This window comes from Phenylobacterium sp. (genome assembly GCF_016124325.1).
Taxonomy (GTDB): domain Bacteria; phylum Pseudomonadota; class Alphaproteobacteria; order Caulobacterales; family Caulobacteraceae; genus Phenylobacterium.
In genome coordinates this window covers 49,220-66,216 of record NZ_WGNY01000006.1, presented here as the reverse complement: position 1 = coordinate 66,216, position 16,997 = coordinate 49,220, and the positions used below count along the sequence as shown (strand labels likewise).

Here is a 16,997-nt window from a genome sequence, read left to right as displayed (position 1 = left end):
ACTTTGTTCATCCCAATAACAACCTGAAGGCGCGCCACTTGGCGCGCCTTTTTTCTTTCGCAAGCTGAATTTCGCGCTTCAAACGAATGCGCGTGCAGATGCGAGATGGCGGCGTTCCCAACTCCGCAAAGGAAATCTCAGCGTTCGCCGAGCAACGTTGTTGCGTTGCGAAGTCGAAATATTTCGAGATGCGTGACGCTCGCATAGGTAGAGCGGGGCGGGCGCCGGGTCCTTCGCTCGGCGGCCGCCGGGGACTCCCGGAGGGGCCTTGGCGCGCGCCACCGATCTGGCCACCGCCGGCCGGGCGGCGTATGGGAACCCCGCTTCGCCAGATCGACGCCAGGATTGACCATGCCCGCGTATCGCTCCCGAACCTCCACTCACGGCCGCAACATGGCCGGCGCCCGCGGCCTGTGGCGCGCCACGGGCATGAAGGACGCGGACTTCGGCAAGCCGATCATCGCGGTGGTGAACTCGTTCACCCAGTTCGTGCCCGGCCATGTCCATCTCAAGGATCTCGGGCAGCTCGTGGCGCGCGAAATCGAGCGCGCCGGTGGCGTGGCCAAGGAATTCAACACCATCGCGGTGGATGACGGTATCGCCATGGGCCACGACGGCATGCTCTACAGCCTGCCGTCGCGCGAGCTGATCGCCGACAGCGTCGAGTACATGGTCAACGCCCACTGCGCCGACGCCATGGTCTGCATCTCGAACTGCGACAAGATCACCCCCGGCATGCTGATGGCCGCCATGCGGGTGAACATCCCCTCGGTGTTCGTCTCGGGCGGGCCGATGGAAGCGGGCAAGGTGGTGCTGGGCGGCAAGGAAGTCGCCCTCGACCTGATCGACGCCATGGTCGCGGCGGCGGACGAGCGGGTGTCCGAAGAGGACGTGAAGGCGATCGAACGGTCGGCCTGCCCGACCTGCGGCTCGTGTTCGGGCATGTTCACGGCCAATTCGATGAACTGCCTGACGGAAGCGCTGGGGCTGTCGCTGCCTGGCAACGGCTCAGTGCTGGCGACGCATGCGGACCGGGAGCGCCTGTTCCTCGAGGCCGGTCACCTCATCGTCGACCTGGCCCGCCGCCACTACGAGCAGGACGACGCGAGCGTGCTGCCGCGCGCGATCGCCAGCTTCGAGGCGTTCGAGAACGCCATGAGCCTGGATATCGCCATGGGGGGATCCACCAACACGGTCCTCCACCTGCTGGCCGCCGCCGCCGAGGGCGAGGTGCCTTTCACCATGGAGGACATCGACCGGCTGTCGCGCCGCGTGCCGTGCCTGTGCAAGGTCGCGCCGGCCAAGAACGACGTCCACATGGAGGACGTCCACCGCGCGGGCGGGATCATGGCGATCCTGGGCGAGCTCGGCCGCGCGGGCCTGCTGCACGCCGACGTGCCCACGGTGCATACGCCCAGCCTCGGCGAAGCCATCGCCCGCTGGGACATCCGCCAGACCAACAGCGACACCGTGGCGACCTTCTACAAGGCCGCCCCCGGCGGCGTGCCGACCCAGACGGCCTTCAGCCAGTCCCGCCGGTGGGACGATCTGGACCTCGACCGCGAAGCCGGCGTCATCCGCGACGCCGAGCACGCCTTCTCCAAGGATGGCGGCCTGGCGGTGCTGAGCGGCAACCTGGCGCTGGACGGCTGCATCGTGAAGACCGCCGGCGTGGATGATTCCATCCTGGTCTTCGAAGGGCCGGCCAAGGTCTACGAGAGCCAGGACGCGGCCGTCTCCGCCATTCTGACCGGCAAGGTGGTCGCCGGCGACGTGGTGGTGATCCGCTACGAGGGCCCGCGCGGGGGCCCGGGGATGCAGGAGATGCTGTATCCCACCAGCTATCTGAAATCGAAGGGCCTGGGCAAAGCCTGCGCCCTGATCACCGACGGCCGCTTCTCGGGCGGCACCTCGGGGCTCTCTATCGGCCACGTCTCGCCCGAGGCGGCCGAAGGCGGGATGATCGCGCTGGTGGAAGACGGCGACCTGATCCGCATCAACATCCCGGGACGCACCATCGAACTCGCCGTTCCGCAGGAGGTGCTGGACGCGCGCCAGGCGGCTCAGGCCGCCAAGGGCTTCGAGCCCGCCGCGCCGCGCAGCCGCAAGGTGTCGTCGGCGCTCAAGGCCTATGCGGCGTTCACCACCAGCGCCGCCCGCGGCGCGGTGCGCGACGTCAGCCGGCTGCCCTGACGCCGCGGACGGGCGCGGAGATGCGCACCATCGGCGTGCTGGGCGGCATGAGCGCCGAGTCCACGGCGGTCTACTACCGCGAGCTCAACCGCCTAGTCCGCGAACGGCTGGGCGGGCTGCACTCGGCCGAGCTCCTGATCCGCTCGGTCGATTTCGCGCCCATCGCCGAACTCCAGGCCGCCGACCGCTGGGACGAGACGGGTGCGATCCTGGCGGAGGCGGCGCGCCGGCTCGAGATGGCCGGCGCGGACCTGGTGATCCTCGCCACCAACACCATGCACCTGAACGCTGACGCCATCCGCCAGGCGATCTCGGTTCCGTTCCTGCATATCGGCGACGCCACGGCGGCGGTCCTGAAGGCGCGCGGCGTGAGCCGTCCGCTGCTGCTCGCCACGCGCTTCACCATGGAGAAGGACTTCTACAAGGACCGGCTGAAGGCCGCTGGCCTGGAGCCCCTGATCCCCGACGCGCCCGACCGGGCGCGGCTGCAATCGATCATCTACGATGAGCTCTGCCAGGGCGTGATCGACGCCGGATCGAAGGCGCGCGCGCTGGAGATGGTGGCCAAGGGCCGCGCCGCCGGCGCCGACGGCGTGATCTTCGGCTGCACCGAGGTGGGCTTGCTGCTGAGCCCCCGCGACATCGACGTCCCGGTGGTCGACACCGCCATCGTCCACTGCGAGGCCGCGGTCGAATCTGCACTCGACCCGAGCCTTCCGGGATCAAGCGGGATCACTTGATCCGAACAAGAAGGCTCGATTTTCAAAGGTATAGAGCCCGCCCAGGCGGGCTCTAGGGCAGGGCGGCGACGCCGAACAGGTAGGGGTGCCCCCAAAGGAGGCCAGCCCAGACCGCCACGGCCAGCACGATCCGCCACCAGCCGATCTCGCCCAGGCTCAGCTTCTGGCGCCCGGAGAGGATGGCCCCGAAGGGCGCGTTCGAGGTCTGGTTCGCGAAGGCGTTCCACTTGTCGCCCAGGGCCCGCTTGCGCTTGGCGTCGATGCTGGCCGTGCCGAACAGCGCGAGCGCGAGGAGCGACCCGAACAGCACGATGCTGGCGCGGTCGCCGTTCACCAGCAGGTGGCCGGCCGCCCAGATCGCCACGCCCCACAGGAACGGATGGCGGGTGATCCGCAGCATCCCCTTGATCACGTCGGGCCGGTCCAGGGCGCCCTCCTGCCGCACGCTGGTGGGATTGGGCGTCGTCAGCCCGGGCACGATGAGCAGCATCGCGACCAACTGCAGGCCGATCTGGAGGTGTCGGGTCGCCGGCGTCAGGTTCCAATAGGCGAGGTTCCAGGCTTCGGTCCGCGCCTGGCCGAAGCCCACGATCAGCCAGGCGAGGCCGGCGATCGAGGCCAGTGAGAAGAGGCCCATGTAGGCGCCTTCGCCGATCCGGCGGGTGACCGCATCGCGGACGCGGGTTCCAGCGACCAGCAGGTGGATCAGGACGAAGAAGGCGGCGGCGGCGATCAGGTTCGGCATGGCGCGATCCTCCTTCGCGGGAGACTGCCCGATAAATTTACATCGTCAAGTTATGATGTCTTCCGGCTCGTCCTCGATCTCATCGTCGTCGGGCGGAGGGGCGGCCCGCGTGTGGGCGGCCGTGGCGGGCGCAACGGCGGCTCGGGGCCGGGGCGAAGGCGTGCGGCGCAGGAGCGCTTCCAGGCGCGCCATCCAGCGGTTGCCCTCGGCCAGGGCGTCCTCGGCGTCGAGCCGGCCGCGGACGCCGTCGTCTTCCGGCAGCCAGAGGTCGAGCTGGAAGTCGGGGTGCGACGGGTCGTCGAACAGGAGGCGCAGGCGCACCCGCGCCTCGGGCGTGGCCAGCTGGTCCAGCGCCCGCCGGGCCTCGCCGCGGAAGGCGCGGGCGGCCACCTGGCGATCGATCACGAGTTCGGCGCCGATCAGTTCCTCAAGCCGATAGGTGAGGCTCCACCCGCCGCGGTCCCAGGTGACGGCGATCAGGCCGGCGGCGAGGTCGAAGCCCAGGCCCACGCCACGGCCGCGGACCGCCAGAATCGGCTGCGGCGCGACGCCCAGCGCCTTGGTCAGCGTGCGGCGCATCCGCCGCGTCTCGTCGGTGAGCCAGACCCACGCGGCGCCGGCCAGCGTGAGGGCGGCGCCGACCAGCGCCAGCAGCGCGAGAAGCCGTGCCACCTCGTCCATGGAACGACGCTACGCCGTTTGCCTGAGTCGGCTAAGCATGTTGTCGGCTAAGCATGCTGTCGGATGACCGGCACGTGGGGCGCCGAGTCCAGGGGCGCGAGGCCGGCGAGCCGTGGGTCGGGGGCCACCTCGATCTGCCGGCGGAACGGCCGGAAGCCGGAGCGCATGTAGAAGGCCGGGGCGGAGGGGTGGTCCAGCGTGCAGGTATGGACCCAGAATCGCCGAATGGGCTGCGACCACGCCCGCTCGATCGCCCGGTTCATCAGCCAGCGGGCCGCGCCGCCGCCGATGAGGCCGGGGGTCACGCCGAAGTAGGTGAGCTCACAAGTGTCCGGCTCCCGGAAGTCCAACTCCAGGATCGCCGTGTCGTCGCCGGCTCCCTCAAGCCGGTACACCTCGACCCGCGGATCGCCGATCTCGGCGACCAGATCGTCGCGCGGCGTCACGAGGCGCGTGAACCACAGCCAGTCGCGGCCCACCGCCCGGTAGAGATCGAGATAGGCTTCGGGCGAGAGGTCGGTCAGGCGGCGGATGGACCAGGGCGCGGCCATGACTTCCGCCCTCGGCGGCGGGCGCTCGGTCATCTCGAGCGAAGTGACCACCGCGGCGATGTGGCCGTCGGGAACGTCGTGGAAGCCGTCGCTCAGCATGGCTCGTCAGACGTCCAGCTCGACCACCAGCGGAACGTGGTCGGAAGGCTTCTCCCACGCGCGGACGTCGCGGTGGATCGAGACGCCCGCCAGCCGGTCGGCCGCCTGTGGCGACAGGAGCGCGTGGTCGATGCGGATGCCGTTGTTCCGCTGCCAGGCGCCGGCCTGGTAGTCCCAGAAGGTGTAGGCGCCGGGCGCGCCGTCGGCCTGCAGATAGGCTTCGGTGAGGCCCAGGTTCTTCAGCGCCCGGAAGGCGGCCCGGCTTTCCGGCTGGAAAAGGGCGTCGTCCTTCCAGTTCTCCGGGAATTCGGCGTCGCGCGGCTCAGGGATGACGTTGTAGTCGCCGAGCAGGGCGAAGGGCTCCTCCCACGACAGCAGCTCGCGCGCACGCGCGTTCAGCCGCGCCATCCACGCCAGCTTGTAGGCGAACTTCTCGCTGGCCACCGGATTGCCGTTCGGCAGGTAGATCGACGCCACCCGCACCGGCTGGGGCCCGGAGACCAGCGCCTCGACGTAGCGCGCCTGTTCGTCGGTGTCGTCGCCCGGCAGGCCCTTGTGGACATCCTCCAGCGGAGACTTCGAGAGCAGGGCCACGCCATTGTAGGTCTTCTGCCCGTGGACGGCGACGTTATAGCCAAGACGTTCAAAGGTTTCGGCCGGAAACTTCTCGTCGACGCACTTGATTTCCTGCAGGCAGGCCACGTCCGGCTTCGCCTCCTCGAACCAGCGCACCACCGTTTCGAGGCGGGCGTTGACCGAGTTCACGTTCCAGGTGGCGATACGCATTGACGGCTCCGGATTGCGGCCCGACGCTAGCCTGCGCGGCGGGCCGGCCTCAAGGCTCGGCGTTCACGATGGAGGGCAGATGCGCGGGCTGATGTGGGGGCTTGCCCTGGCCTTGTGCGCGTCGGCGGCGCAGGCCGAGGTCTGCGCGCCCAAGACCCTCACCCGAGTCGTCACCCGCGAGGTGACGCCCCAGCTTCCGCCGGCCCACTTCGCCCGTCTGCCCAAGACGCTCTACCGCCTGGGCGTCGGAAAGGCGCGGGTGGAAGAGGCGCCCGACAAGGTGCAGGGCGTCCACATGCTCGTGGTCATCGACGAGCCGGACGTCTGGTTCGCGAACCGGGAGGACGGGTCTGGCCGCCACGTCGTCGACACCGGTCCGACGTTCGAGGTCCATATGCCGATCTTCGCCGGCGCTGGCCTGCCGCGGCCGATCGCGGACATCGAATTCGGCTGCGAGGCGGAGTTCGTGCGGGCGCACATGCCCGAGACCGAGCATGACGCCGGCGGCGGAAGGCGGCTCTCCGCCCACGTCCTGCGGCAGGGCGACTACCTCCTTCGCGTGGTGCTCGACCCCAGGGGGCGGCCGGCGGAAGCCAGCCTGCGCAAGGGCGGGCAGATCCTGATGTCGGTGGCCTACGACGCCTTCGAGGCGGGGCTGCCGGAGGATCCGAAGCTGTTCGTCCCGCCCGAGGGCGTCGTCTTCGTCGAGGCCGGAACAACGAAGTGAGCCCCGCCGCCTTGACCGCGGCGCCTCGGCGTGGACCCCTGCGCCGCAGCTGACCATGACCAACCGGACGCTTCTTCGATGCGTGGCGATCGCGGCGGCGATCGCCACGGCGGGCGCGACGCGTGCGCAACCGGCCGAGCCTCCCGAAGCCGCGCCGCAGGCCCCGGAGGCTGCGCCGGCGCCGGCCTTCCGCTGCGCCCCGGCCAAGCTCGTCCACATCGTGACCCGCAACATCAGTCCGGGACTGGCCGCGTCCGACCGGGCCGCGCAGCCGCGCGAGCTATGGCGACGGGACGCGTTCTTCCTGCGCAGCCAGGAGTCGGCCGACCCCACGACGGGCGCCCAGCCGCTGGTGATCATCTCCGAGCCCGACATCTGGGTGATCAATCTCGCCAACCGGGAGGGCCGTCACGCCGTTGACGCCGGGCCGGAGCTGGAGGTTCGCGCGCCGATCCTGCCGCCGCGAGGCCTGCCGCCGTCGATGAGGGCCCTGGAGTACGGCTGCGAGCCCGAGTACGTGGCCACGTTCGCGCCACGCGAGGAGCGGGTGGTCCCCTGGGGCGGAACGCGGGCGGCGCTGCATTCCCACAGCGAAGGCGAGCACCGGGTCGCGATCCTGATGGACCAGCGGCGCAACGTCCCGCTGATGGTCAGCTACTTGCGGGCCGGCAAGCCGGTGCTGGTGATCCGCTACGACGACTACCGCAACGATCTGCCCGACCGGCCACAGCTGTTCATCGCGCCGCCCAATGTGAAGCTGACGGAGACGGGGCCTGCCCCTACGCCGCTAGATTGAGAAGCTGACCCCGCAGCCGCAGCTCGACCGGGCGTTCGGGTTGCGCACCCGGAACTCCGCGCCGGCCAGTTCGTCCACGAAATCGATCTCCGAACCCTTCAGCAGGGCGAGGGAGACCACGTCCACCAGGGCCGCGGCGCCGTCACGCTCGACCTTCAGATCGTCGGGCTGAGCCTCGTCGACGAGTTCGAACTGGTACTGGAAGCCCGAGCAGCCGCCGCCTTCCACCGCCACGCGCAGCATCACCTCGCGGCCTTCCGTGGCCCCGATGGCTTGGATCCGCCGGGCGGCGGCGGGCGAGAGAGTGATGTCCGGCGTGTTCATGCGCTGTTAGACGATTATCGGGCCTCCACTATATGAGGGCCTTGCAGGCTTCGACCAAGGGGCCAACAGCTTGAACGAACCAATGGCCTCTTCTCCTCCGCCTCGCGCGCCCTTCGCCGAAACGCCCGCCACGTCGCGCGGACGCAAGATCGCCGAGCCGCACAGCCGCACGCGGACCGATTTCGCCCGCGACCGCGACCGCATCATCCATTCCACGGCGTTCCGAAGACTCAAGGAGAAAACCCAGGTCTTCGTGGCCCACGAAGGCGACCACTTCCGCACCCGGCTCACTCACAGCCTGGAGGTGGCGCAGATCGCCCGCTCGCTGGCGACGGCCCTGGGGCTCGACCCCGACCTCGCCGAGACCATCGCGCTCGCTCACGACCTGGGCCATCCGCCCTTCGGCCACGCCGGCGAGGACGAACTGCAGGTCCAGATGCAGTCGTTCGGCGGCTTCGACCACAATGTCCAGACCTTCCGGGTCGTGACCAAGCTTGAGCGGCGCTACCCGCGCTTCGAGGGCCTGAACCTGACCTGGGAGACGCTGGAAGGGGTCATCAAGCACAACGGCCCAGTCACCGACCAGCTCGCCAAGCCCTCGTGGGCCGCCATCAAGGAGTTCGACGCCGAGTACGACCTGCGCCTCGACACCTGGGCGTCGGCCGAAGCCCAGGTCGCCGCGCTCTCCGACGACATCGCCTACAACAACCACGACGTCGACGACGGGGTGCTGGCCGGCCTGTTCAACCTCGCCGAACTGGCCGAGGTGCCGCTGATCGGGCCGCACGTGAAGAGCGCGCGCGCCGACTTCCCCGGGTGCGATCCCGGCATCCTGCGGCTCGAGGCGGTGCGGCGCATGATCGGCGCCATGGTCGACGACGTGCTGGCCGAGACCGCCCGGCGCGCGGCGGCCGACAACGTGAGGTCGCCGGAAGAGGTGCGAATGCTGGGCCACGCGCTGGTGGCCTTCTCGCGCGACATGGTGGAGGACCTCGGCCAGCTCCGGCGCTTCCTCATGGATCGGATGTACCGCCACTGGAAGGTCAATCGCACCCGCAGCCAGGCTCGCCGCATCCTGGCCGAGATGTTCCAGCTGTTCATGGCCGAACCCGACGTGCTTCCCGCCGAGTGGTTCGCCCGCGCCGAGGGCCGTGACGAGGCCGGCCGCGCCCGGGTCGTGTGCGATTATATCGCCGGCATGACCGACCGGTTCGCGATCGAGGAGCACCGCAAGCTCTTCCACCTCGACATCTGGAACTGACGCGGTCCCAATTCCGCCGCGGCCCGCCCACAGGAATCGCGGTCATCCGTCGCCCCGCAACGCTCCGCCTCCGGTAGACTGGCGGCTTCTGCTGGCGATTCGTCCCGACCTGGGGAGCCTTCGATGTCCGACCACGAGCGCGGCGCCTACACGCCTCCGACCGACGCGCCCCTGAGTTTCGATCCCCGCCAGCCCGAGCGCGGCGCCCGGCCGATCCCGTTCACGCTGGTGCTGACGGTGCTGGTGCTGGCCGCCGTCGTCGCGGCGATCTTCGTCTTCTACCAGCAGGGCGTGCGCAAGGCCGGCGAGGCTCCGCGGACCGTGGGTCAGCCCGTGGGCGCCATGACCACCGCCGCGCCGCCCGAGGCCCAGCCCCAGGATCCGGCCGCCGGCCTGCAGGTCTACCAGGCGGAGTCGGGCCAGCCGATGGAGGTCGGCCAGCCGAAGTTCGCGCCCCCGCCCGAACAGCCCCAGGCGCGCCCGACCACGCCGGTGGTCACGACGGCCGCCCCGCCGGCCAAGGCGACCACGACGGCGCAGACGGCCGAGGCCCTGCGTCCCGCCATCCCGGCCGCGGCTCCGCCGCCCGCGGCCAAGGCCGAAGCCCCCGCGCCCAAGGCGGCGCCCGTCGCGAAGGCCGAAGCTCCGGCCCCCGCGCCCGCCAAACCCGCCCCGGCCAAACCCGCCGCCGGCGGGGCCGTGGTCCAGATCGGCGCCCTGTCGTCCACCGCGCTGGCCGACCGGGCTTGGAGCGATGCGGTCGCCATCGCCCCCGGCCTGGCCGCCGGCAAGGGCAAGAGCATCGAGAAGATCGAGAAGAACGGCGGCTCCCTCTACCGCACGGCCGTGACCGGCTTCGCCTCGCGGGCCGACGCGCAGGCGTTCTGCGACAAGCTCAAGGCCGCCGGAAAGGCCTGCTTCGTCCGGTGACCGCCGCCTGCATCCTCGGCTGTTCGGGACCGGAGCTGACCGCAGCGGAGCGGGCTTTCTTCGTCGAGGTCCAGCCCTGGGGCTTCATCCTCTTCGCCCGCAATGTCGAGAGTCCCGAGCAGGTGAAGAGCCTGACCGCCGCGCTTCGCGAGACGGTCGGGCGGCCGGACGCGCCGATCCTCATCGACCAGGAAGGCGGGCGCGTGCAGCGCCTGGGGCCGCCGCACTGGCGGCGCTTCCCGCCGGGCCGGGCCTACGGCGACGTCGCCGGCAACGACCCGCTGCTGCGGCGTGAGATCACCCGGCTGGGCGCGCGCCTGCTGGCGCACGACCTGGCGGCGCTCGGCGTCAACGTCGATTGCGTGCCGGTGCTCGACGTGCCGGATCCGCAGGGCCACGAGATCATCGGCGACCGCGCCTATGGCGACACGCCCGACGAGGTGGCCGTTCTCGGGCGGGCGGCGGCCGAGGGACTGATCGCCGGCGGCGTCCTGCCGATCATCAAGCACATCCCCGGGCACGGCCGGGCCAGGGCCGACAGTCACCTCGAGCTGCCAGTGGTCGACGCCACGTTCGACGAACTCGACGCCCGCGACTTCGCGCCCTTCAAGGCGCTGTCCGACATGCCGATGGCGATGACCGCCCACGTGATCTACGCCGCCGTCGACGGGAAACGGCCGGCCACGACGTCCCGGCCGGTCATGCGACGCGTGATCCGCGGCGCGATCGGCTTCGACGGGCTGGTCATGAGCGATGACCTGTCGATGAAGGCGCTCACCGGCGGCCTGCGCGAGCGGGCCGAGGCCTCGTTCCGCGCCGGCTGCGACGTGGTCCTGCACTGCAACGGCGACATGGCCGAGATGCAGACCGTGATGGCCGGGACGCGGCGCCTGTCCGGCCATGCGGCGCGGCGCGCCGCCGCGGCGCTGGGCCGGTTGCCGAAGACCGTCGAGCCGTTCGACGCGGTGCAGGGCCGCGCTCGCTTCGACGCGGCTTTCGAAGGACGATGGGCCGCATGAGCCGCACCTATCAGCCCAGCCTGGACTTCGCCGCGGCGGCCACGGCCGCCGAGGACGGCGAGGCGCTGATCGTCGACGTCGAAGGCTACGAAGGGCCGCTGCACGTGCTGTTGGCGCTGGCCCGCAGCCAGAAGGTCGACCTCCTGAAGCTATCGGTGCTCAAGCTGGCCGAACAGTACCTGGCCTTCGTGCAGGAGGCGCGGCGGCGGCGCTTCTCGCTGGCGGCCGACTATCTCGTGATGGCCTCGTGGCTCGCCTACCTGAAGTCGCGACTGCTGCTGCCGAAGCCCGAACAGGCGAGGGCCGAGGAGCCGCCGGCCGAGGAGATGGCGGCGCGGCTGGCGTTCCGCCTCGCCAAGCTGGAAGCCATGCGCGAGGCCGCCGAAGCCCTGCGCGTCGGCCCGCAGCTCGGCCGCGACGTCTTCGGCCGCGGCGACCCCGAAGCCATCCGGGTAGTCCCGTCGGGCCGGATCGAAGGCGACCTCTACGGACTGATGAGCGCCTACATCGCTCAGCGCCAGAAGGAGACGCAGCGCCACTACACGCCCGCCGCGCCGCAGGCCTATCCGCTGGAGGACGCCCGCGACCGGCTGCGCCGCCTGCTGCCCGATCTGGACCGCTGGACGCCGCTGGCCGGGGTGGCGCCGATGGGTTCGCCGACGGCCGGTCCCAGCCGCGCCTCCTACGTGGCCTCCACGCTCTCGGCGAGCCTGGAGCTGGTGAAGGGCGGCGAGCTGGAGGCGCGCCAGCTGGAAGCGTTCGCCGACATCTACCTGCGGGCCCGGCCCGGGGCAGGGGAGCAGACCGCATGAGCGATCGGATGGAGACCGCCCGCGAGATCGAGGCGCTGCTGTTCGCCGCCGCGGGTCCGCTGACCGAGGCCGATCTGGCGCGGCGGCTGCCGGAAGGCGCCGACGTGGCCGGCGCGATCGAGGAGCTGACGGCGCGCTACGAGGGGCGCGGCGTGGTGCTGGCCCAGGTGGCCGGCGGCTGGCGCTTCCAGACCGCCGAGGACCTCGCCTGGCTCATGACCGAGGAGCGCGACGAGCCGCGCCGGCTGTCGAAGGCCGCCCAGGAAACGCTCGCCATCATCGCCTACCACCAGCCGGTGACCCGCGCCGAGATCGAGGCGGTCCGCGGCGTCCAGGCCAGCCGCGGGACGCTGGACGTGCTGCTGGAGCTGGGGCTGGTGCGCATGCGGGGCCGGCGCCGCACGCCGGGCCGGCCGGTGACCTACGGCACCACCGACGCCTTCCTCGAACACTATGGCCTGGCCAGCCTTGCTGACCTGCCCGGCATGGCCGAGATGAAGGCCGCGGGCCTGCTGTCGTTGGACCTGCCCCCCGACTTCGTCGTGCCCGACCCGAACGCGCCGGCCATGGACGAGGATCCGCTGGACGCCTCGGAGGCGCCCGAATTCCACGTCGATTTCCTCAGTGAGGACTGAACGGCCTTTCGCCGCGTTGGCTTGGCCGCGACGGTCGGACTATATAGGGCGTGAGACAACGGGCTGGCGGCGCAAGGGCCGCGAGATGGCCTGAAGGAGATTTCGGCGCATGGGCGCTCTGAGCATCTGGCACATTCTCTTGATCGCGGCCGTGGCGCTGGTGCTGTTCGGCGGACGCGGCAAGATCTCCGGCATCATGGGCGATACGGCCAAGGGCATCCGCGCCTTCCGCGAAGGCCTGAAGGGCGACGACGCACCCGAAGAGGCGGCCAAGCCGCTGCCCAAGGATGAGAAGGACGGCGCGCGCGGCTGATCGCCGGCGGCCCCAACCTCCGTTTCGCGCCGGCCCGCCTTGATCGCGGCCGGCGCTTCTGTTTAGGCCTCGTCCATGCTCCCGGAAGTCGGCGGTCTCGAATGGCTGATCATCGCGGTGGTCGCCCTCGTCGTGGTGGGTCCGAAGGACCTGCCCATCATGTTGCGCCGCCTCGGCCAGTTCGTGGCGCGGATGCGCGGCATGGCGGCGGAGTTCCGCGCCAGCTTCGATGAGATGGCGCGCCAGTCCGAGCTGGACGACCTGCGCAAGGAAGTCGAGGCCATGCGCCGCGGCCAGATCGCCGACATCGCCTCGCACACCGGCGAGGCCGAGATGCGCTCGACCGTCAGCGAGATCGAGCAGAGCCTGTCCGACGTGGGCGTGCAGCTGCACCCGCCGATGAGCCACCAGTACCCGGCGCCCGAGTCCGCGCCGTCCGTGGAGGTCTCCGAGACCCCGCCCAAGCCGGCGGCGAAGGCGCGGACCCGCAAGCCGAAGGCCGAAACGCCCTCGGCGGCGAAGCCCAAGCCCAAGGCCAAGTCCAAACCCAAGCCGAAGCCGGTGGCGGAAGGCGGGCCCAAGAAGGCGCGCGGCGCCGGGAAGATCGTCGAGGCCGGCTCTTGAGCGACCACAACGCCGACGAAGCCGACATCGAGGCCTCCCGCGCGCCTCTGCTCGACCATCTGCTGGAGCTGCGCCAGCGGCTGATCGTCTGCGTGGCCGCCATCCTGGTGGGCTTCGCGATCTGCTTCGCCTTCGCCGCCCCGCTCTACGAGGCGCTGCTGCGCCCGTTCGAACTGGCGGGCCAGATTTTCGCCGCCCAGCAGAAGGGCGAAGCGCATGGCCCCTTCGACCTGCTCTTCGTGCTCCTAGGCCTCAAAAGCGTGTCGGCGGTGACCGGCGAGAGCCTGAAGCTGGTCTTCACCGCGCCGCTGGAGTTTTTCTTCACCAAGCTGAAGCTCGCGGGCTTCGGTGCGGTGGTGCTGACGTTCCCGGTGCTGGCGTGGCAGACCTACGCCTTCGTCGCCCCGGGTCTCTACAAGCGCGAGCGCCGCGCGTTCCTGCCGTTCCTGCTGGCCGCGCCGGTGCTGTTCCTGATGGGGGCGGCGCTGGTCTACTTCATCATCCTGCCGTTCGTGCTGTGGTTCTCGCTCTCGCAGCAGATCGTGGGCGCCACCGGCATCCAGGTGCAGCTGCTGCCGAAGGTGTCGGACTACCTGACGCTGGTGACGACCCTGCTGCTCGCCTTCGGCCTCTGCTTCCAGCTTCCGGTCGTCCTGTCGCTGCTGGGCATGGCGGGCATCGTCAACTCGGCCATGCTGTGGAAGGGCTGGCGCTATGCGGTGTTCGCCGTGGTGGTGGTGGCCGCCATCGTCACCCCGCCCGACCCGATCAGCCAACTCCTGCTCTCAGGGCCCATCGTCGCGCTCTATTTCATCTCCATCGGCTGCGTGAAGCTGATCGAGAGGCGGCGGAACGCCGAAGAGGACGCCTGATCGCCGCGGGGGAGGTTGGCGCCCCCATCGACGCGCTCTAGAGAAGGCCGCTCCCTTCAACGCAGCAGCCGCCATGCACGACATCCGAGCCATTCGCGAAACCCCCGACGTCTACGAGAAGGCGTGGGCGGCGAAAGGCTCCTCCGGCAAGGTGATGGAGCTCCTCGACCTCGACACGCGCCTGCGCGCGGCGCAGACGGCGGGGCAGGCGGCTCAGGCGGCGCGCAACGAGGCCTCCAAGAAGATCGGCCAGGCCAAGGCGCGCAAGGACGAGGCCGAGGCGAACCGCCTGATGGCCGAGGTCGAGGCGCTGAAGACCGACCTCGCCAACCATGCCGAGATGGAGCGGCTGGCGGGCGAGCACCTGCGGGCCATCCTCTCCAGCCTGCCCAATGTGCCGGCCGCGGACGTGCCCTGGGGCGCGGACGAGAACGACAACGTCGAGGTCCGTCGCTGGGGCGAACCCTTCGCGATCGGCGCGGCCAAGGACCACGCCTCGCTGGGCGAGGCCATGCGCCTGATGGACTTCGAGGCGGCCGCCCGGATGAGCGGCGCGCGCTTCGTGGTGCTGAAGGGCCAGCTGGCCCGGCTGGAACGCGCCATCGGCCAGTTCATGCTGGACCTGCAGACCCGTGAGCACGGCTACACCGAGGTGGCCCCGCCGCTGCTGGTGCGCAGCGAGACCATGTTCGGCACCGGCCAGCTGCCCAAGTTCTCGGACGACCAGTTCGTGGCCTTCCCGGGCCTGGAGAACACCCGCGCCGTCGCCGAAGCGGGCGAGGCGCCCGAAATCCGCTGGCTGATCCCCACCGCCGAGGTCTCGCTCACCAACCTCGTGCGCGAGCAGATCACGCCCGAGGAGGAGCTGCCGCTGCGACTGACGGCGCTCACCCACTGCTTCCGGGCCGAGGCCGGCGCCTCGGGGCGCGACACCCGCGGCATCATCCGCCAGCACCAGTTCCAGAAGGTGGAGCTGGTCTCGATCACGGCCCCCGAGCAGTCGGACGACGAGCACGAGCGGATGGTCGGCTGCGCCGAAGCCGTCCTGAAGCGCCTGGAGCTGCCGTTCCGCACCATGATGCTCTGCAACGGCGACATGGGCTTCTCGGCGCGCAAGACGTACGACCTCGAGGTCTGGCTGCCGTCGGAGGGTCGCTACCGCGAGATCAGCTCGTGCTCCAACTGCGGCGATTTCCAGGCCCGGCGCATGGACGCCCGCGCCAAGAAGGCCGGCGAGAAGGGCACGCGGTTCGTCCACACCCTGAACGGCTCGGGCCTCGCGGTCGGCCGCACGCTCGTGGCGATCATGGAGAACTATCAGGACGAGGGGGGGCGTATCGCCGTGCCGCAGGCGCTGCATCCCTACATGCCGGGGGTCACCCACATCGGGGGTGAGGCGTGAGGATCCTCCTCACCAACGACGACGGCATCCACGCCGACGGGCTGGAGGCGCTCGAACGCATCGCCGCCAAGCTGTCGGACGACATCTGGGTGGTCGCCCCCGAGTACGAGCAGTCGGGCGCGAGCCGGGCGCTGACCCTGTCGGAGCCCATCCGCGTGCGGCAGGTCTCGGAGCGCAAGTTCTCCACCACCGGGACGCCCACCGACTGCGTGATGCTGGGCGTGCACGAGCTGGTGAAGGGCGCCAGGCCCGACCTCGTGCTTTCGGGCGTCAACCGCGGCGCCAACCTCGCCGAGGACGTCACCATGTCGGGCACCGTGGCCGGCGCCATCGAGGGGATGGCCCTCGGCGTGCCGGCGATCGCCATGTCGCAGCAGGGCTTCTACGAGGAGGGGACCAGCTTCGAGGTGGCCGAGGCGTTCGGGCCCGGCATCGTCAGGCAGCTGATGGAGACCGGCTGGCCATCGGACGTGGTCATCAACGTCAACTTCCCGAGCGGCTCGCCGGACGCTGTGACGGCGGTGGAGGTGACGCGCCAGGGCTTCCGCGACGTGCAGGTGCGCCACGCCGAGAAGCGGACCGACCTGCGCGGCAAGGACTACTACTGGATTGGCTTCAAGCCGCTTCGCTCCAGCCCGCCGGAAGGCACCGACCTCCGCGCGCTCTACGAGGGCCGCATCTCGGTGACGCCGCTGCACATCGACCTGACCCACCAGGCGGCGATCCACGACCTGAAGGGACGCCTGGGCGGCGTCCCGCCGAAGGTCTGAGGATGCCGGAGCCCGACGACCGCGCCGAGGGCGCGCCCGAGACCCAGATGGCCAAGCTGGTCCTGGCGCTGCGCTCGCAGGGCGTGACCGATCCGAAGGTGCTGGCCGCGATCGAGACCACGCCGCGGCCGCTGTTCACCCAGGAGCTTTTCCGCGATCGGGCCTACGAGGACTCGGCCCTGCCGATCGCCTGCGGCCAGACCATCAGCCAACCCTTCATCGTCGGGCTCATGAGCCAGGCGCTGAAGATCGACCGACGCGACCGGGTGCTGGAGATCGGCACCGGCAGCGGCTACCAGACCGCGATCCTCTCCAGGCTGGCCCGATTGGTCTATACCGTGGAGCGCTACCGCACGCTGATGCGCGAGGCGGAAGCGCGGTTCAAGGAACTCGGTCTCACCAATGTGATCACCCGCTTCGGCGACGGCGGCGATGGTTGGCCGGAACAGGCGCCTTTTGACCGCATTATGGTCACGGCGGCGGCGCCGGAGGAGCCGAAGGCTTTGCTTTCACAGCTGAAACCCTCAGGGATCCTGGTCGCGCCGATCGGCAAGGGGCCCGTCCAGAGCCTGGTTCGCTATACCGGTGACGGCAAGGGCGGGTTCCATGTCGAGAAGCTGCTGGACGTGCGCTTCGTGCCGCTCCTGGACGGCGTGGCCAAGGAACTTTGAGGTTTCGACACTGCGGCGGAATTGCGGGTTGGCGGGGGCGCCGGCT

20 protein-coding genes are annotated in these 16,997 nt (G+C 70.3%); 15 read left to right on the top strand and 5 right to left on the bottom strand.

Going from position 1 to position 16,997, the window contains the following annotated elements; translation table 11 throughout:
* The first annotated feature begins 351 nt into the window (after positions 1–351).
* Both ilvD and GC203_RS02200 read left to right on the top strand, forming a co-directional pair.
* Positions 352–2,193: a dihydroxy-acid dehydratase gene (gene ilvD, locus GC203_RS02205; protein ID WP_293450887.1), complete on the top strand. Its 1,842-nt coding sequence runs from the start codon at positions 352–354 to the stop codon at positions 2,191–2,193.
* 20 nt (positions 2,194–2,213) lie between these two features.
* Complete coding sequence (locus GC203_RS02200) at positions 2,214–2,933, top strand: aspartate/glutamate racemase family protein (protein WP_293450885.1); 720 nt, start codon at positions 2,214–2,216, stop codon at positions 2,931–2,933.
* Between the two features lie 52 nt (positions 2,934–2,985).
* On the opposite strand, the gene GC203_RS02195 is transcribed toward GC203_RS02200, so the two are convergent.
* Genes GC203_RS02195 through xth form a run of 4 tightly spaced genes read right to left on the bottom strand, consistent with a single transcriptional unit; the run spans position 2,986 to position 5,795 of the window.
* A complete protein-coding gene (locus GC203_RS02195) occupies positions 2,986–3,678 on the bottom strand; it encodes an NnrU family protein (protein WP_293450883.1) in 693 nt (230 codons plus the stop codon).
* A gap of 45 nt (positions 3,679–3,723) precedes the next feature.
* Positions 3,724–4,359, bottom strand: a complete 636-nt coding sequence (locus GC203_RS02190) for a hypothetical protein (protein WP_293450881.1) — start codon at positions 4,357–4,359, stop codon at positions 3,724–3,726.
* 47 nt (positions 4,360–4,406) lie between these two features.
* Positions 4,407–5,009: a GNAT family N-acetyltransferase gene (locus GC203_RS02185; RefSeq protein ID WP_293450879.1), complete on the bottom strand. Its 603-nt coding sequence runs from the start codon at positions 5,007–5,009 to the stop codon at positions 4,407–4,409.
* Between the two features lie 6 nt (positions 5,010–5,015).
* Positions 5,016–5,795: an exodeoxyribonuclease III gene (gene xth, locus GC203_RS02180; RefSeq protein ID WP_293450877.1), complete on the bottom strand. Its 780-nt coding sequence runs from the start codon at positions 5,793–5,795 to the stop codon at positions 5,016–5,018.
* Between the two features lie 79 nt (positions 5,796–5,874).
* On the opposite strand from xth, the gene GC203_RS02175 reads away from it, so the two are divergent.
* On the top strand, positions 5,875–6,522 hold the full coding sequence (locus GC203_RS02175; RefSeq protein WP_293450875.1) for a hypothetical protein: 648 nt from the start codon (positions 5,875–5,877) through the stop codon (positions 6,520–6,522).
* Between the two features lie 82 nt (positions 6,523–6,604).
* On the top strand, positions 6,605–7,318 hold the full coding sequence (locus GC203_RS02170; protein ID WP_293450873.1) for a hypothetical protein: 714 nt from the start codon (positions 6,605–6,607) through the stop codon (positions 7,316–7,318).
* Here the strand turns inward: GC203_RS02170 and erpA are convergent.
* Positions 7,310–7,642, bottom strand: a complete 333-nt coding sequence (gene erpA, locus GC203_RS02165; protein WP_293450871.1) for an iron-sulfur cluster insertion protein ErpA — start codon at positions 7,640–7,642, stop codon at positions 7,310–7,312. The two genes, GC203_RS02170 and erpA, sit on opposite strands and share 9 nt — an antisense overlap.
* An 82-nt stretch (positions 7,643–7,724) precedes the next feature.
* Here erpA and GC203_RS02160 point away from each other — a divergent pair, with 82 nt between their 5' ends.
* From GC203_RS02160 to GC203_RS02110, 11 genes are all read left to right on the top strand, one after another.
* Positions 7,725–8,903 carry a deoxyguanosinetriphosphate triphosphohydrolase gene (locus GC203_RS02160; protein WP_293450869.1) on the top strand — a complete coding sequence of 393 codons (1,179 nt, stop codon included), beginning with the start codon at positions 7,725–7,727 and terminating at the stop codon, positions 8,901–8,903.
* A gap of 123 nt (positions 8,904–9,026) precedes the next feature.
* Positions 9,027–9,833, top strand: a complete 807-nt coding sequence (locus GC203_RS02155) for an SPOR domain-containing protein (RefSeq protein WP_293450867.1) — start codon at positions 9,027–9,029, stop codon at positions 9,831–9,833.
* Positions 9,830–10,852, top strand: a complete 1,023-nt coding sequence (gene nagZ, locus GC203_RS02150) for a beta-N-acetylhexosaminidase (protein WP_293450865.1) — start codon at positions 9,830–9,832, stop codon at positions 10,850–10,852. Before GC203_RS02155 ends, nagZ begins: the two co-directional genes overlap by 4 nt.
* On the top strand, positions 10,849–11,664 hold the full coding sequence (locus GC203_RS02145) for a ScpA family protein (protein WP_293450863.1): 816 nt from the start codon (positions 10,849–10,851) through the stop codon (positions 11,662–11,664). Before nagZ ends, GC203_RS02145 begins: the two co-directional genes overlap by 4 nt.
* Entirely contained in the window at positions 11,661–12,299 is a 639-nt protein-coding gene (scpB, locus tag GC203_RS02140; RefSeq protein WP_293450861.1) for an SMC-Scp complex subunit ScpB, read from the top strand. Before GC203_RS02145 ends, scpB begins: the two co-directional genes overlap by 4 nt.
* A 109-nt stretch (positions 12,300–12,408) precedes the next feature.
* On the top strand, positions 12,409–12,612 hold the full coding sequence (locus GC203_RS02135) for a twin-arginine translocase TatA/TatE family subunit (RefSeq protein WP_293450859.1): 204 nt from the start codon (positions 12,409–12,411) through the stop codon (positions 12,610–12,612).
* A 75-nt stretch (positions 12,613–12,687) separates the two neighbouring features.
* Positions 12,688–13,236 carry a Sec-independent protein translocase protein TatB gene (tatB, locus tag GC203_RS02130; RefSeq protein WP_293450857.1) on the top strand — a complete coding sequence of 183 codons (549 nt, stop codon included), beginning with the start codon at positions 12,688–12,690 and terminating at the stop codon, positions 13,234–13,236.
* Positions 13,233–14,108, top strand: coding sequence for a twin-arginine translocase subunit TatC (gene tatC / locus GC203_RS02125; RefSeq protein ID WP_293450855.1), 876 nt, complete (start codon positions 13,233–13,235; stop codon positions 14,106–14,108). Before tatB ends, tatC begins: the two co-directional genes overlap by 4 nt.
* A gap of 73 nt (positions 14,109–14,181) precedes the next feature.
* Positions 14,182–15,510 carry a serine--tRNA ligase gene (serS, locus tag GC203_RS02120; RefSeq protein ID WP_293450853.1) on the top strand — a complete coding sequence of 443 codons (1,329 nt, stop codon included), beginning with the start codon at positions 14,182–14,184 and terminating at the stop codon, positions 15,508–15,510.
* Positions 15,507–16,280, top strand: coding sequence for a 5'/3'-nucleotidase SurE (gene surE, locus GC203_RS02115; protein WP_293450851.1), 774 nt, complete (start codon positions 15,507–15,509; stop codon positions 16,278–16,280). The genes serS and surE overlap by 4 nt, the downstream gene beginning before the upstream one ends.
* A 2-nt stretch (positions 16,281–16,282) precedes the next feature.
* Positions 16,283–16,951 (top strand): protein-L-isoaspartate(D-aspartate) O-methyltransferase, encoded by a 669-nt coding sequence (locus GC203_RS02110; protein ID WP_293450849.1) that lies wholly within the window; start codon positions 16,283–16,285, stop codon positions 16,949–16,951.
* Positions 16,952–16,997: the final 46 nt, after the last annotated feature.

What these genes read in the sequence shown, in the direction of transcription:
- ilvD (WP_293450887.1), top strand. Translation starts at nt 352, where the DNA reads ATGCCCGCGTATCGCTCCCGAACCTCCACTCACGGCCGCAACATGGCC.
- GC203_RS02200 (WP_293450885.1), top strand. Translation starts at nt 2,214, where the DNA reads ATGCGCACCATCGGCGTGCTGGGCGGCATGAGCGCCGAGTCCACGGCG.
- GC203_RS02195 (WP_293450883.1), bottom strand. Translation starts at nt 3,678, where the DNA reads ATGCCGAACCTGATCGCCGCCGCCGCCTTCTTCGTCCTGATCCACCTG.
- GC203_RS02190 (WP_293450881.1), bottom strand. Translation starts at nt 4,359, where the DNA reads ATGGACGAGGTGGCACGGCTTCTCGCGCTGCTGGCGCTGGTCGGCGCC.
- GC203_RS02185 (WP_293450879.1), bottom strand. Translation starts at nt 5,009, where the DNA reads ATGCTGAGCGACGGCTTCCACGACGTTCCCGACGGCCACATCGCCGCG.
- xth (WP_293450877.1), bottom strand. Translation starts at nt 5,795, where the DNA reads ATGCGTATCGCCACCTGGAACGTGAACTCGGTCAACGCCCGCCTCGAA.
- GC203_RS02175 (WP_293450875.1), top strand. Translation starts at nt 5,875, where the DNA reads ATGCGCGGGCTGATGTGGGGGCTTGCCCTGGCCTTGTGCGCGTCGGCG.
- erpA (WP_293450871.1), bottom strand. Translation starts at nt 7,642, where the DNA reads ATGAACACGCCGGACATCACTCTCTCGCCCGCCGCCGCCCGGCGGATC.
- GC203_RS02160 (WP_293450869.1), top strand. Translation starts at nt 7,725, where the DNA reads ATGGCCTCTTCTCCTCCGCCTCGCGCGCCCTTCGCCGAAACGCCCGCC.
- GC203_RS02155 (WP_293450867.1), top strand. Translation starts at nt 9,027, where the DNA reads ATGTCCGACCACGAGCGCGGCGCCTACACGCCTCCGACCGACGCGCCC.
- GC203_RS02145 (WP_293450863.1), top strand. Translation starts at nt 10,849, where the DNA reads ATGAGCCGCACCTATCAGCCCAGCCTGGACTTCGCCGCGGCGGCCACG.
- scpB (WP_293450861.1), top strand. Translation starts at nt 11,661, where the DNA reads ATGAGCGATCGGATGGAGACCGCCCGCGAGATCGAGGCGCTGCTGTTC.
- GC203_RS02135 (WP_293450859.1), top strand. Translation starts at nt 12,409, where the DNA reads ATGGGCGCTCTGAGCATCTGGCACATTCTCTTGATCGCGGCCGTGGCG.
- tatB (WP_293450857.1), top strand. Translation starts at nt 12,688, where the DNA reads ATGCTCCCGGAAGTCGGCGGTCTCGAATGGCTGATCATCGCGGTGGTC.
- serS (WP_293450853.1), top strand. Translation starts at nt 14,182, where the DNA reads ATGCACGACATCCGAGCCATTCGCGAAACCCCCGACGTCTACGAGAAG.
- GC203_RS02110 (WP_293450849.1), top strand. Translation starts at nt 16,283, where the DNA reads ATGCCGGAGCCCGACGACCGCGCCGAGGGCGCGCCCGAGACCCAGATG.